The organism is Hydrogenophaga sp. PML113 (assembly GCF_001777155.1).
Taxonomy (GTDB): domain Bacteria; phylum Pseudomonadota; class Gammaproteobacteria; order Burkholderiales; family Burkholderiaceae_C; genus Hydrogenophaga; species Hydrogenophaga borbori.
The window spans coordinates 95,397-108,752 of sequence record NZ_MIYM01000003.1 but is presented as its reverse complement, the minus strand read 5'-3'; the positions used below and the strand labels follow the sequence as shown (position 1 = coordinate 108,752).

Here is a 13,356-nt window from a genome sequence, read left to right as displayed (position 1 = left end):
GGCCTGCTGGCCGACGCACATCAGCCCGCCGCGCCCAGCTTCTGCGTGAACAAGCGCTCGGCGAAGCGGCGCCGGTCGTCTTTCTGCGCCGGGGTGCTCAGCGTGGGCATCAGCGACTCCGACACCACGTAGCTGTACAGCAGGAAGGCCCGCGAGCGCGCCTCCACCACCGGAAAACCCAGGGCCGAGAACAGCTGTGCGATGTAGCCGATGCGGCTCGAATCCGCCTCGTCGACCGCGAAGCGCGCCATCTGGTCGCGCCGCGCCCAGGCGCGGATCGCCAGCTCGATGCGCGCGGCACGCGCCGCCGCCCGGCCCCGGAACGGCAGCGACAGCACACCGCGCAACTGTTCCATCGGGTCCTCGTTCGCCGACTCCAGGCGCACCGTAAGGTTCTCGGTGGCCGTTTCGCGCCAGGCCTGCAGCACGCGGCGCAGCAGGTCCTCGCGGTCCTTGAAATGCCAGTAGAAGCTGCCGCGCGTGACGCCCAGGTGCTGCGCCAGCAGGTCCACCCGCACGTGGTCGATGCCCTGGTCCACCAGCACCCCGGTGGCGGCCTCGATCCAGGTGTCGGGCGTGAGCGGAGCGCGCGCGGCCTCGCCCGCCCCACGGGACTTGCGCGCGGGGCTGGCGGGAGAAGCGGCGCCGGAACTCACGCGGAAATTCTATCGGCGGCGCCCCGCGAATCTTCCATACAGAAATGTATGGAGATAGGGATAAACCCTGTACTAACCCAGTAGAAACCCTCGCTAGGATTCGTTATGAAACATACATATCTGTATGGAGACATGAACAATCCTCTCGACTGGCTGAACGACCCGGCGTGGCTGGCCCCACCCGCCGCCACGGTGGAGCACCGGGCCGACGGCAGCTTCGTCCTGCGCTCGCCCGAACCCCTGGGCGACTACGCGCGCTGCATCGGCGAATGGCTGGAGGACTGGGCCGCGCGCACGCCCGACGCGCCCGCGCTGGCCGAACGCACCCCCACCGGCTGGCGCCGCCTGAACTGGGCCGAGCTGCGCGCCCAGGTGGGCCGTGTGGCCCAAGCCCTGCTGGACATGAACCTGGCCCCCGACGCGCCCGTGGTGGTGCTGTCGGACAACGCCATCGACCACCTGCTGCTGGTGCTGGCCACGCAGCACATCGGCCGCGCCAGTTGCACCGTCTCCAGCGCCTACTGCCGCCTCACCAAAGACCACGAGAAGGTGCACGGCATCCTGCGCACGCTGCAGCCGGCCCTGGTCTATGCCTCGGACGCCGCGGTCTATGGCCCGGCCATCGCCAGCAGCGGCCTGGACGTGCCCGTGGTGCTGAGCCAGGGCGCCGACGCCCTGCCCGGCGCGATCCCCTTCGAGCGCCTGCTGGCCACGCCGGAAACGCCCGCGGTGCGCGCGGCCTTCGAGGCCATCACGCCCGACACCACGGCCAAGTACCTGCTGACCTCGGGCTCCACCGGCACGCCCAAGGTGGTCATCAACACACACCGCATGCTGTGCGCCAACCAGCGCATGATCGCGCAGGCCTGGCGCTTCCTGGAGCGCGAGAAGCCCGTGCTGGTGGACTGGCTGCCCTGGAGCCACACCTTCGGCGGCAACCACAACCTGCACATGGTGATGTGCCACGGCGGCACCCTGGTCATCGACGAAGGCCGGCCCGCGCCCGGGCTGGTGGACAAGACCGTGGCCAACCTGGCCGAGGTGCAGCCCACCATCTGGTTCAATGTGCCGCGCGGCTTCGACATGGCCATGCCCCTGCTGGAGGCCGACGAGGCGCTGGCGCGGCGCGTGCTGGAACGCCTGCGCGCGGTCTTCTACGCCGGCGCTGCGCTGCCGCAGGCCAGCTGGGAAAGGCTGCAGGCCCTGGCCAAACGCGTGCTGGGCCGCGAGATCTGGCTCACCACCTCCTGGGGCTCCACCGAGACCGCGCCGGCGGTGACCAGCGCGCACTGGCGCATGGAGCGCGCGGGCGTCATCGGCGGCGTGCTGCCCGGCGTGTCGCTCAAGTTCGTGCCCAACGGCGAGAAGCTGGAGCTGCGCATCCACGGCGTGAACATCTTCCCCGGCTACCGCCACGCGCCCGAGCTGAGCGCCCAGGCCTTCGACGAAGAGGGCTACTACCGCATCGGCGACGCCGGTTTCCTGGCCGATGCCCAGCGGCCCGAACAGGGCGTGGTGTTCAACGGCCGCGTGGCCGAAGACTTCAAGCTCACCACCGGCACCTGGGTGTCGGTGGGCACGCTGCGCCTGCGCGTGGTCTCGGCCCTGGCGCCGCACGCGCAGGATGTGGTCATCACCGGCCACGACCGCGACGAGATCGGCGTGCTGGTGTTCCCCACCGCCGCGGCCATGCAGTTGCCGCGCGAGACGCTGCACGCGCACATCGCCCAGGGCCTGGCGGCGCTGCGCGCCGAAGGCGGCGGCTCCTCGCAATCGCCCGCGCGCGCCGCGGTGCTCGACGAGCCGCCCAACGCCGACGCCGGTGAAATCACCGACAAGGGCTACCTCAACCAGCGCGCGGTGCTGCAGCGCCGCGCCGCGCGCGTGGCGGCCCTGTACGCCGATGCCCCGGGCGTCATCCGCCCGGCCACTTCTTCGAAAGTTTCCCGATGAGCCGCGGACAGAGCCAGCTTTTCAACGACGTCTACATCCTCGATGGCGTGCGCACGCCCATGGTGGACTACCAGGGCGCCTTCGCCGACGCCAACCCCATCGACCTGGGCATCAAGGTCGCGCGCGAGGTGCTCAAGCGCACCGGCGTGTCGCCCGAGGCCATCGACTCCGTGCTCGCGGGCAACATGGCCCCGGGCGGCTTCGACCAGTTCTACGTGCCGCGCCACATCGGCCTGTACGCCGGCGTGCCGGTGGAGGTGCCCGCGCTCATGGCGCAGCGCATCTGCGGCACCGGGTTCGAGCTGTTTCGCCAGGCCGGCGAGCAGATCGGCGCCGGCATCGCGCAGAACGTGCTGCTGGTGGGCACCGAGTCGATGACGCGCAACCCCATCGCCGCCTTCGACCACCGCGGCGGTTTCCGCCTGGGCGCGCCCATCGGTTTCAAGGACTACATGTGGGAGGCCCTCACCGACCCGGCGGCCGACATCAGCATGATCCGCACGGCCGAGAACCTGGCGCAGCGCTATGGCATCACCCGCGAGGCGGTGGATGCCTTCGCCTCGCGCTCCTTCGAGCGCGCCGTGGCCGCGCAGGCCGCCGGCTGGTTCGACGGCGAGATCGTGCCCGTGGGCCATGAGAGTTTCGAGCGCGAGGGCTACCGCCCGCGCGGCATCCGCCTCTCGGGCAAGGCCAGCGTCGCCGACCGCGACACGCACCCGCGCCCCACCCCGCCCGAGGTGCTGGCCAAGCTGCGCACCGTGTTCAAGGACGGCGTGCAGACCGGCGGCAACAGCTCGGCCCTGACCGACGCGGCCGCGGCCGCCGTGGTCACCAACGGCGCGGGCCTGAAGGCCCACGGCAGGCCCGCGCTGGCGCGCCTGGCCGCCGCCGCCGTGGTGGGCGTGCCGCCCGAGATCATGGGCATCGGTCCCGCGCCCGCCATCCGCCTGCTGCTGGAGCGCGCGGGCCTGTCGCTCAACGACGTGGCGCGCTTCGAGATCAACGAGGCGCAGGGCGCGCAGACCGTGGCGGTGTCGCGCGAGCTCGGCCTCGACGAGGACAAGCTCAACGTGCACGGCGGCGCCATCGCGCTGGGCCACCCCTTGGCGGCCACCGGCGTGCGCCTCACCATCACCTGCGCGCGCCAGCTGCGCGACATCGGCGCGCGCTGGGGCGTGGCCTCGGCCTGCATCGGTGGCGGCCAGGGCATTGCCCTGCTGATCGAAAACCCCTCGGCCACCTGAACCCTTTTCAAGCCCTCGCGGGTGCGGGCCACGAGCACACGCAACACCAACGGAGACAACGCATGAAACAACTGCTGAAGACCACCCTGGCCACGGCCGTGGCCGCCACCCTGGCCAGCGCCGCCTGGGCCGACCTCACCGTCGGCGTGAGCGTGCCCCTCACCGGCCCGGCCTCGGGCCTGGGCATCCCCATGGCCAACGGCGTGAAGATGTGGCCGGCCACCGTCGGCGGCGAGAAGCTCAACGTCATCATCCTGGACGACGCCACCGACCCCACCAAGGGCGTGCAAAACGCGCGCCGCTTCGTCAACCAGGACAAGGTGGACGTGATCGTGGGTTCGGGCGCCACGCCGGTGGCCATCCCCATGGCCGACGTGGCCATCGAATCGGGCACGCCGCACCTGGCGCTCTCGCCCATCGGCCTGCCGCCCGGCAAGGACGCCTGGAGCTTTCGCATGCCGCAGAGCAACGGCGTGATGGCCGAGGCCATGGTCGAGCACATGAAAAAGCAGGGCGTGAAGAGCGTGGGCTTCCTGGGCTACACCGACGCCTACGGCGAGCAGTGGCTGCAGGCCCTGACGCCGCTGCTGGAGAAGGCCGGCATCAAGCTCGCCGGCGTCGAGCGCTTCGCGCGCTCCGACACCACCGTGACCGGGCAGGCGCTCAAGCTCGCCTCGGCCAACCCCGACGCGATGGTGGTCGTGGCCTCGGGCAGCGGCGCCGCCATGCCGCAACTGGGCCTGATCGAGCGCGGCTACAAAGGCAAGTTCTACCAGACGCACGCGGCCGCCACGCGCGACCTCATGCGCGTCGGCGGCAAGGCCGTCGAAGGCACCTTCGTGACCACCGGCCCCGTGGTGGTGGCCGAGCAGCTCCCTGACAGCCACCCCAGCAAGGCCCTGGGCGTGAAGTTCAACGCCGAGTACGAAAAGATCTACGGCGCCGGCACCCGCAACCAGTTCGGCGCGCACTCGTACGACGCCTACCTGCTGCTCGACAAGCTGGTGCCCGTGGCCGCCAAGAAGGGCAAGCCCGGCACACCCGAATTCCGCGCCGCGCTGAAGGCCGCGCTGGAAGACGCGCCGGCCATGCCCGTCACGCACGGCATCATCGACTTCACGGCCACCGACCACTGGGGCTTCAAGACCGGTTCGGGCGTGGTGATGAAGGTCGTCAACGGCGACTGGAAACTCGAGCAATAAGGTCCACCCCGCCGCGCTTCGCGCGCCCCCTCAAGGGGCGGTGCCTGCGGCCCGGCCAAGCCGGTTCCGCGGCACCCTGGGTTGCGTGCTCTCACGCGCAGCCGGCGGGCGTTTAAAGACAAGAGATGAAAATGACGGGAGACCGCAACCCATGGACCTGAGCATTGCTGCGATCCTCGGCGTCGACGGCGTCATCAACGGTGCGATCTACGCGCTGGTGGCGATCGCCCTCGTCCTGGTGTTCGCGGTCACCCGCATCGTCTTCATTCCGCAGGGCGAGTTCGTCGCCTTCGCGGCGCTGACCATGGCGCTGTTCCAGACCGGCGCCCTGCCCGGCACGGTCTGGCTGCTGCTGCTCATGGTGGCGCTGGTGCTCGTGCTGGACGCCGTGCGCGCCTGGCGCGAGGCCTGGCCGCTGGCGCGCTGGGCGCGCCTGGCCCTGCGCACCGCGGCGCTGCCACTGGTGGCCTGCGCCCTCACCGCCTGGCTGGTGCCGAAACAGCCCCCCATGGTCGTGCAGGCCCTGCTCACGCTGGCCCTGGTCACGCCCATGGGCCCGCTGGTGTACCGGCTGGCCTACCGCTCGCTGGCCAGCGCCAGCGTGCTGGTGCTGCTCATCGTCTCGGTCGGCGTGCACTTCGCGCTCACCGGTCTGGGCCTGGTGTTCTTTGGTGCCGAAGGCTTCCGCAACCCGCCGTTCTGGGACGAGCGCCTGAGCCTCGGGCCGGTCACGCTCAGCGGGCAGGCCATCATCATTCTCGGCGCCTCGGTCGCGCTCATCGTCGCGCTGTTCGTGCTGTTCGACCGCACGCTCACCGGCAAGGCGCTGCGCGCCACCTCCGTCAACCAGACGGGCGCGCGGCTCATGGGCATCTCCACCGACGCCGCCGGCTCGCTGAGCTTCACGCTCGCGGCCTTCATCGGCGCGCTCTCGGGGCTGCTCATCGGCCCCACCACCACCGTGTTCTTCGACAGCGGCTTCCTCATCGGCCTCAAGGGCTTCGTGGCCGCCGTCTTCGCCGGCCTCACGAGCTTCCCGCTGGCGCTCGTGGGCGCGCTCGGCGTGGGCCTGGTCGAGGCCTTCGGCTCCTTCTGGGCCAGCGCATTCAAGGAAGTGATCGTGTTCACCGCCATCCTGCCGGTGCTGCTGTGGCGCTCCTTCGTCGACCCGCATGACGAGGAGCATTGAGATGGATATCCGTCGCTACGGCCTGCTGGCCTTCACCGTGATCATGGTCGCCGTGCCTTTCCTGCCGGTGCCCGACTACTGGATCACCAAGCTCAACTACGTGGGCCTGTTCGGGCTCGTCGCGCTCGGCCTGGTGCTGCTCACCGGCATCGGCGGCCTCACCTCCTTCGGCCAGGCGGCCTTCGCCGGCCTGGGGGCCTACGCCAGCGCCTACCTCAGCGTGAAGCTGGGCCTGTCGCCCTGGCTCGGCCTGCTCGCGGGCCTGGCCGTCACGGTGGCCGTGGCCCTGGTGCTGGGCTGGGTCACGCTGCGCATGTCGGGGCATTACCTGCCGCTGGCCACCATCTGCTGGAGCCTGGCCTTGTTCTACACCATGGGCAACCTCGACGCCCTGGGCAAGTACGACGGCCTGCTGGGCGTGCCCGCCATCCAGTTCTTCGGCATCAGCCTGCAGGAGGAGCGGCGCATCTACCTCCTGATCTGGCTGGTGGCCATCGCCGCGGCCATCGCCATCACGCGCCTGCTCGACTCGCGCCCCGGCCGCATCATGCGCGCGCTCGACGTGCACCGCGGCGGCGGCAAGACCATGCCCGAGGCCATGGGCGCCTCCACCTTCCGCCACAAGCTGCTGATGTTCGTGATCGCCGCCATCCTGGCCTCTGTCTCGGGCTGGCTGTTCGCGCACATGCAGCGCAGCGTCAACCCCTCGCCCTTCGGCATCAAGTTCGGCATCGAATACCTCTTCATGGCGGTGCTCGGCGGCGTGGGCCATGTGTGGGGCGCCTTCACGGGCGCGGCCCTGGTCAAGCTGGCCGAAGACCAGCTGCAGACCTGGCTGCCGGCGCTGCTGGGCACCTCGGGCAGCTACGAGATCATCGTCTTCGGCGTGGTGCTGGTGCTGGTGCTCAAGTTCGCGCCCAACGGCCTGTGGCCCTCGATCGAGCGCCTGCTGCCCGCGCGGCGGCCCCGCGCCACGGCGGCGGCCGCCACCGAGCCCCTGCCCGCGCGCGACAAGCCCGCGACCGGCAGCGTGCTGCTCGAGGTGAAGGACGCGCGCCGCACCTTCGGTGGCCTGGTCGCCGTCAACGGCGTGGGCTTCACGCTGCGCGCGGGCGAAATCTTCGGCCTCATCGGCCCGAACGGCGCGGGCAAGTCCACCACCTTCAACCTGGTCTCGGGCGTGCTGCCGCTCACCAGCGGCGAGGTCTGGCTGCGCGGCGAGCGCGTGGACGGCAAGGGCGCGCGCGAAATCGCTCGCCGCGGCCTGTCGCGCACCTTCCAGCACGTCAAGCTGGTGCCCGACATGACCGTGCTGGAGAACGTCGCCCTGGGCACCTACCTGCGCACGGGCAGCGGCACCCTGGCCGCCATGCTGCGCACCGACCGCGCCGAAGAAGCGCGCGCCCTCGCCGAGGCCGAGCGCCAGCTGCGCCGCGTGGGCCTGGGCGAGCACCTGCACGAGCTCGCCGGCAACCTGGCCCTCGGCCCGCAGCGCCTGGTGGAGATCGCGCGCGCCCTGGCCAGCGACCCCGCCCTGCTGCTGCTCGACGAGCCCGCCGCCGGCCTGCGCCACCGCGAAAAGCAGGCCCTGGCCGAGGTGCTGCGCCAGCTCAAGGCCGAGGGCCTGAGCCTGCTGCTGGTGGAACACGACATGGACTTCGTGATGAACTTGACCGACCGCATCCTGGTGATGGAGTTCGGCACGCCGCTGCTGGAAGGCACGCCGGCCGAGATCCAGGCCAGCGAAAAGGTGCGCGCGGCCTACCTCGGAACGGAGCATTGACATGGCTGAGCTGCTGCTTGAAGTGAAAGACCTGCACGCGGGCTACGGCAAGGCCGAGGTGCTGCACGGCATCCACTTGCCGGTGCGCGCGGGCCAGGTGGTCACGGTGATCGGGCCCAACGGCGCCGGCAAATCCACGCTGCTGGGCGCCCTGATGGGCCTGCTACCGCTGCGTGGCGCGGTGCGCTTCGCGGGCCAGGACATCACGCGCCTGACGCTGGAAGAGCGCGTGATGGCGGGCCTGGCCCTGGTGCCCGAGCGGCGCGAGCTGTTCGGCACCATGAGCGTGGAAGACAACCTCGTGCTCGGCGGGTGGCGCCCGATGAAGCAGCGCCTGCCGCGCTGGCGCGATGGCCTGGAGCAGGTCTACGAGCTGTTCCCGCGCATGAAGGAACGCCGCGCGCAGGCGGCCGGCACGCTGTCGGGGGGCGAGCGTCAGATGCTGGCCATCGGCCGCGCGCTCATGGGCCAGCCCAAGCTGCTCATGCTCGACGAGCCCAGCCTGGGCCTGGCACCGCTGATCGTGCGCGACATCTTCCGCATCATCGAGACCTTGCGCGAGCGCGGCGTGAGCATCCTGCTGGTCGAGCAGAACGCGCGCGCGGCCTTGAACGTCGCCGACGAAGGCCACGTGCTGGAAACCGGCGACGTGGTGCTCGCGGGCCCGGCCGCGCAGCTCGCGGTGGACCCGCGCGTGATCGACACCTACCTCGGCACGAAGAAGCAGTAACCCCCGCCCGGCCGCGCCCCCAAGGGCACCGGCCGCGGCGCGTCACCCCAGAGTTTGCGAATGAGCTGGACCTACGAAGCCCCCCTGGACCATATGCGCTTCGTGCTTGAGCACGTGCTCGACGCGCCCACCCACTGGAAAGCCTGCGAGGCCTTCGCCGACCTCGACCTCGACACGGCCGACGCCGTGCTGCAAGAGGCCGCGCGCTTCGCGAGCGAGGTGCTGCAGCCGCTCAACGCCGTCGGCGACGTCGAAGGCTGCGTGCGCGACGCCGAGGGTCGCGTGCGCACGCCCAAAGGCTTTCCCGAGGCCTACCAGGCCTTTGTGGCGGGCGGCTGGCCGGCCCTGCCCTGCACGCCCGACTGGGGTGGCCAGGGCCTGCCACTGCTGCTGGACGCCGCGCTGCGCGAGATGCTCGACGCCTGCAACCACGGCTGGAACATGTACCCCGACCTGCTGCACGGCGCCTACGAGACGATCAAGGCCCACGGCAGCGAGGCGCTGAAGGCCCGCTACCTGCCCAAGATCGTGAGCGGTGAATGGCTCGCGGCCATGGCGCTCACCGAGCCCCAGGCCGGCAGCGACCTGGGCCAGCTGCGCACGCGCGCCGAACCGCAAGCCGACGGCAGCCTGCGCATCAGCGGCAACAAGATCTTCATCAGCGGCGGCGAACACGACCTCACCGACAACATCGTGCACCTGGTGCTGTGCCGCTTGCCCGATGCGCCGGCGGGCACCAAGGGTCTGTCGCTCGCCCTGGTGCCCAAGGTGCTGCCCGACGGTTCGCGCAACGCGCTGTTCTGCGACGGCGTGGAAAAGAAGATGGGCATCAAGGCCAGCGCCACCTGCGCCATGCGCTACGAAGGCGCCACCGGCTGGCTCATCGGCGAACCGCACCGCGGTCTGGCCGCAATGTTCCTGATGATGAATTCGGCGCGCCTGCACGTGGGCCTGCAGGGCCTCGGGCACCAGGAAATGGCCGCGCAAAACGCGCGCCGCTATGCCGCGGAACGGGTGCAGATGGGACGCGCCATCGCCGAGCACCCGGCGGTTCGCCTGCTGCTCGACCGCCTGGAGGTGATGGCGCAGTCCCAGCGCGTGCTCGCCTACCGCGCCGCGCTGGCCCTGGACCTGGCCGAACACCATGGCGACGGTGCCGTGCGCGAGCGCGAGAAGCGCTTCGCGGCCCTGCTCACCCCCATCGTCAAGGCCTTCTGCACGCACCAAGGCTTCCATGGCCCGGCCGCCGCGCTGGGCGTGTGGGGCGGCTACGGCTACGTGCACGAATACGGCATCGAACAGACGGTGCGCGATGCGCGCATCGCCATGATCTACGAGGGCACCAACGAGATCCAGGCGATCGACCTCGCGCAGCGCAAGCTGTTGGCCGATGGCGGCGCCACCGCCTTCGAGCTGCTCGACGCCCTGCGCGCCGAGCTGGCCACCGGCGACCCGCTGCGCGACTTCGTCGATGCGTCGCGCGCGCAGCTGCGGGACTGGCTGGACCGTGCCAGGCAAGACAACTCACTGCTGCTGGAAAGCGCCGACGATCTGCTGCACGGCATGGCCCACACCCTGCTGGCCTGGGCGGTGGGCCGCATGGCCAGCGCGGCCCACAGGCTGCCGGAGGCCGCGGCCGCGCGGCAGCACGCCCTCACAGGCGCATTCGTTCGCCACGCGGTTCCCCTGGGCCGCCTGCATTGGGAGCGCGCCCTGGCTGCCGCGGCGCCGCCTAGGGCTTCCTCAGGCCATTGAGGCCGCTGAAGCCACTGCCCAAGGCGGACCAAACACGGTGGCGCTGTCACCCATCTGGGGGGCGACAGCGCCAACAAAAAAGCACCTGGCAGAAACCTGCACAGGTGCTTTTTTCATCGAATCGTCTGGAGGCGCGTGGCGGAGTCGAACCGCCCTAGACGGATTTGCAATCCGTTGCATAACCGCTTTGCTAACGCGCCGGAGCGGGTCCGATAAAAAAGGGAAGCCGAGCTTCCCTTTTTGCGAATCTGGAGCGGGAAACGAGGTTCGAACTCGCGACCTCAACCTTGGCAAGGTTGCGCTCTACCAACTGAGCTATTCCCGCATTTTCTAGCAGTTCTTGCGTTCTGCAGAAGCTAGAAGTATAGCGCAAAAATCGAGGTCCCTTCAAGGGGCCTCGATTTTTTTCAGTGTTTGACCGCGTCGGTTTCGCCCGTGGTCGCGCGCACCGACGCCGCCGCGAGTTGCGCGGCGACTTCTTCGTCCGTCAGCGGCACGGGCTGGCGTTCCAACGCAATGGACAGCACCTTGTCGATCCATTTCACCGGAACGATCTTCAGGCCTTCCTTCACGTTGTCGGGAATCTCGGCGAGGTCCTTCACGTTCTCTTCCGGGATCACCACGGTCTTGATGCCGCCGCGCAGCGCGGCCAGCAGTTTTTCCTTCAGGCCGCCGATGGCCGTGACCTCGCCGCGCAGCGTGATCTCGCCCGTCATGGCAACGTCGGCACGCACCGGGATGCCGGTGAGCGCCGACACCAGCGCGGTGGTCATGGCCGCACCGGCGCTCGGACCGTCCTTGGGCGTGGCGCCGTCGGGCACGTGGATGTGGATGTCGCGCTTGTCGAACATCTCATCCTTGATGCCCAGCACGCGGGCGCGGCTGCGCACCACGGTGCGCGCGGCCTCCACGGACTCCTTCATCACGTCGCCCAGCGAGCCGGTGCGCGTGGTGGCGCCCTTGCCGGGCATGATGGCCACTTCGATGGTGAGCAGATCGCCACCCACCTCCGTCCAAGCCAGGCCCACGACCTGGCCGACCTGGTTCTGCTGCTCGGCGCGGCCGTAGGTGTACTTGCGCACGCCCAGGAACTCGCTGAGGTTGTCGGCCGTGACCATCACCGTGGGCGTGAACTTCTTGAGCAGGAGGCCCTTGACCACCTTGCGGCAGATCTTGGAGAGCTCGCGCTCCAGCGAACGCACGCCGGCCTCGCGGGTGTAGTAGCGAACGATGTCGCGCACCGCGTCCTCGCGCACCTCGACCTCGCCGTCCTTGATGCCGTTGTTCTTGATCTGCTTGGGCAGCAGGTAGCGCATGGCGATGTTGGTCTTCTCGTCCTCGGTGTAGCCCGAGAGGCGGATGACCTCCATGCGGTCCAGCAGCGCCGGCGGGATGTTCATCGAGTTCGAAGTCGCCACGAACATCACGTCGGACAGGTCGTAGTCGACCTCGACGTAGTGGTCGCCGAAGGTGTGGTTCTGCTCGGGGTCCAGCACCTCCAGCAGCGCGCTGGACGGGTCGCCACGGAAGTCGGTGCCGAGCTTGTCGATCTCGTCGAGCAGGAACAGCGGGTTGCGCGTGCCGACCTTGGTGAGGCTTTGCAGCACCTTGCCCGGCATGGCGCCGATGTAGGTGCGGCGATGACCCCGGATCTCGGCCTCGTCGCGCATGCCACCCAGGGCCATGCGCACGTACTTGCGGCCGGTGGCCTTGGCCACCGACTGCCCCAGCGAGGTCTTGCCCACGCCCGGCGGGCCCACGAGGCACAGGATGGGTGCCTTGACCTTGTCGACGCGCTGCTGCACCGCGAGGTACTCGAGGATGCGGTCCTTCACGCGCTCCAGGCCGTAGTGGTCTTCGTTGAGCACGGCCTCGGCGTGCGCCAGGTCGTGCTTGATCTTGGTCTTCTTGCTCCAGGGCAGGCCGACCAGCACGTCGATGTAGTTGCGCACCACGGTGGCCTCGGCCGACATGGGCGACATGAGCTTGAGCTTTTTCAGCTCGCCCTCGGCCTTCTTGCGCGCCTCGGCGGGCATGCGGGCCGCCTTGATCTTCTTCTCGATCTCCTCGATGTCGGCGCCCTCTTCGCCTTCGCCGAGTTCCTTCTGGATCGCCTTGACCTGCTCGTTGAGGTAGAAGTCGCGCTGGTTCTTTTCCATCTGGCGCTTGACGCGCCCGCGGATCTTCTTGTCGACGTTGAGGATGTCGACCTCGCGCTCGAGTTGCTCGAACAGGTTCTCCAGGCGTTTGATGACCGGATCCAGATCCAGCACCACCTGCTTGGACTCCAGCTTGAGCGGCAGGTGCGCCGCGATGGTGTCGGCCAGGCGGCCGGGGTCATCGATGCTGGAAATGGAGGTGAGGATCTCGGACGGAATCTTCTTGTTCAGCTTGACGTACTGGTCGAACTGCTGCATCACCGCGCGGCGCAGCGCCTCCAGTTCGTTGGCCGCCGCCTCGGCGCGCTCATTCGCCGGGTCGATGGGCGACACGTTGGCCACGAAGTGCGTCTCGCCGTCGTTGATGGACAGCACCTTGGCGCGCTGCACGCCCTCCACCAGCACCTTCACGGTGCCGTCGGGCAGCTTGAGCATCTGCAGGATGGTGGCGACGCAGCCCATCTCGAACATGTCCTCGGGCGAGGGCTCGTCCTTGGCAGCGGCCTTTTGGGCCACCAGCATGATGCGGCGCTCGGCCTCCATCGCCGCTTCCAGGGCCTTGATGCTCTTGGGTCGGCCGACGAACAGCGGGATCACCATGTGGGGGAACACCACCACGTCGCGCAGGGGCAGCAGCGGGAGTTCCACGGGGGTGCTGGGCAGAGGGGTTTGTCCGGACATCTGA

The 13,356-nt window shown here is 69.4% G+C and carries 9 protein-coding genes and 2 tRNA genes; 7 read left to right on the top strand and 4 right to left on the bottom strand.

The annotated features are described in order from the left end of the window. Positions 1-20: 20 nt before the first annotated feature. Positions 21-656: a TetR/AcrR family transcriptional regulator gene (locus tag BHU06_RS06495; RefSeq protein WP_070398349.1), complete on the bottom strand. Its 636-nt coding sequence runs from the start codon at positions 654-656 to the stop codon at positions 21-23. Positions 657-788: 132 nt separating this feature from the next. Here BHU06_RS06495 and BHU06_RS06490 point away from each other — a divergent pair, with 132 nt between their 5' ends. From BHU06_RS06490 to BHU06_RS06460, 7 genes are all read left to right on the top strand, one after another. Then, the gene (locus tag BHU06_RS06490; protein ID WP_070398348.1) at positions 789-2,609 is read left to right on the top strand and encodes a feruloyl-CoA synthase; all 1,821 of its coding nucleotides are present in this window, start codon (positions 789-791) and stop codon (positions 2,607-2,609) included. Beyond that, the gene (locus tag BHU06_RS06485) at positions 2,606-3,853 is read left to right on the top strand and encodes a thiolase family protein (protein ID WP_070398347.1); all 1,248 of its coding nucleotides are present in this window, start codon (positions 2,606-2,608) and stop codon (positions 3,851-3,853) included. The genes BHU06_RS06490 and BHU06_RS06485 overlap by 4 nt, the downstream gene beginning before the upstream one ends. A 62-nt stretch (positions 3,854-3,915) precedes the next feature. Continuing rightward, entirely contained in the window at positions 3,916-5,055 is a 1,140-nt protein-coding gene (locus BHU06_RS06480) for an ABC transporter substrate-binding protein (RefSeq protein WP_070398346.1), read from the top strand. A 151-nt stretch (positions 5,056-5,206) separates the two neighbouring features. Beyond that, on the top strand, positions 5,207-6,244 hold the full coding sequence (locus tag BHU06_RS06475) for a branched-chain amino acid ABC transporter permease (RefSeq protein ID WP_070398345.1): 1,038 nt from the start codon (positions 5,207-5,209) through the stop codon (positions 6,242-6,244). A gap of 1 nt (position 6,245) precedes the next feature. Then, positions 6,246-8,027: an ATP-binding cassette domain-containing protein gene (locus BHU06_RS06470; protein WP_083293012.1), complete on the top strand. Its 1,782-nt coding sequence runs from the start codon at positions 6,246-6,248 to the stop codon at positions 8,025-8,027. Between the two features lies 1 nt (position 8,028). Continuing rightward, positions 8,029-8,757, top strand: coding sequence for an ABC transporter ATP-binding protein (locus BHU06_RS06465; RefSeq protein WP_070398343.1), 729 nt, complete (start codon positions 8,029-8,031; stop codon positions 8,755-8,757). A gap of 60 nt (positions 8,758-8,817) precedes the next feature. After that, the gene (locus BHU06_RS06460) at positions 8,818-10,512 is read left to right on the top strand and encodes an acyl-CoA dehydrogenase family protein (RefSeq protein ID WP_070398342.1); all 1,695 of its coding nucleotides are present in this window, start codon (positions 8,818-8,820) and stop codon (positions 10,510-10,512) included. Between the two features lie 126 nt (positions 10,513-10,638). On the opposite strand, the gene BHU06_RS06455 is transcribed toward BHU06_RS06460, so the two are convergent. The 3 genes from BHU06_RS06455 to lon all read right to left on the bottom strand — a co-directional run bounded on the left by BHU06_RS06455 (position 10,639) and on the right by lon (position 13,352). Further along, positions 10,639-10,712: transfer RNA gene (locus BHU06_RS06455), tRNA-Cys, on the bottom strand. A gap of 49 nt (positions 10,713-10,761) precedes the next feature. After that, positions 10,762-10,837, bottom strand: a tRNA-Gly gene (locus tag BHU06_RS06450). A gap of 82 nt (positions 10,838-10,919) precedes the next feature. Beyond that, positions 10,920-13,352 carry an endopeptidase La gene (lon, locus tag BHU06_RS06445; RefSeq protein WP_070398341.1) on the bottom strand — a complete coding sequence of 811 codons (2,433 nt, stop codon included), beginning with the start codon at positions 13,350-13,352 and terminating at the stop codon, positions 10,920-10,922. Positions 13,353-13,356 lie beyond the last annotated feature (4 nt).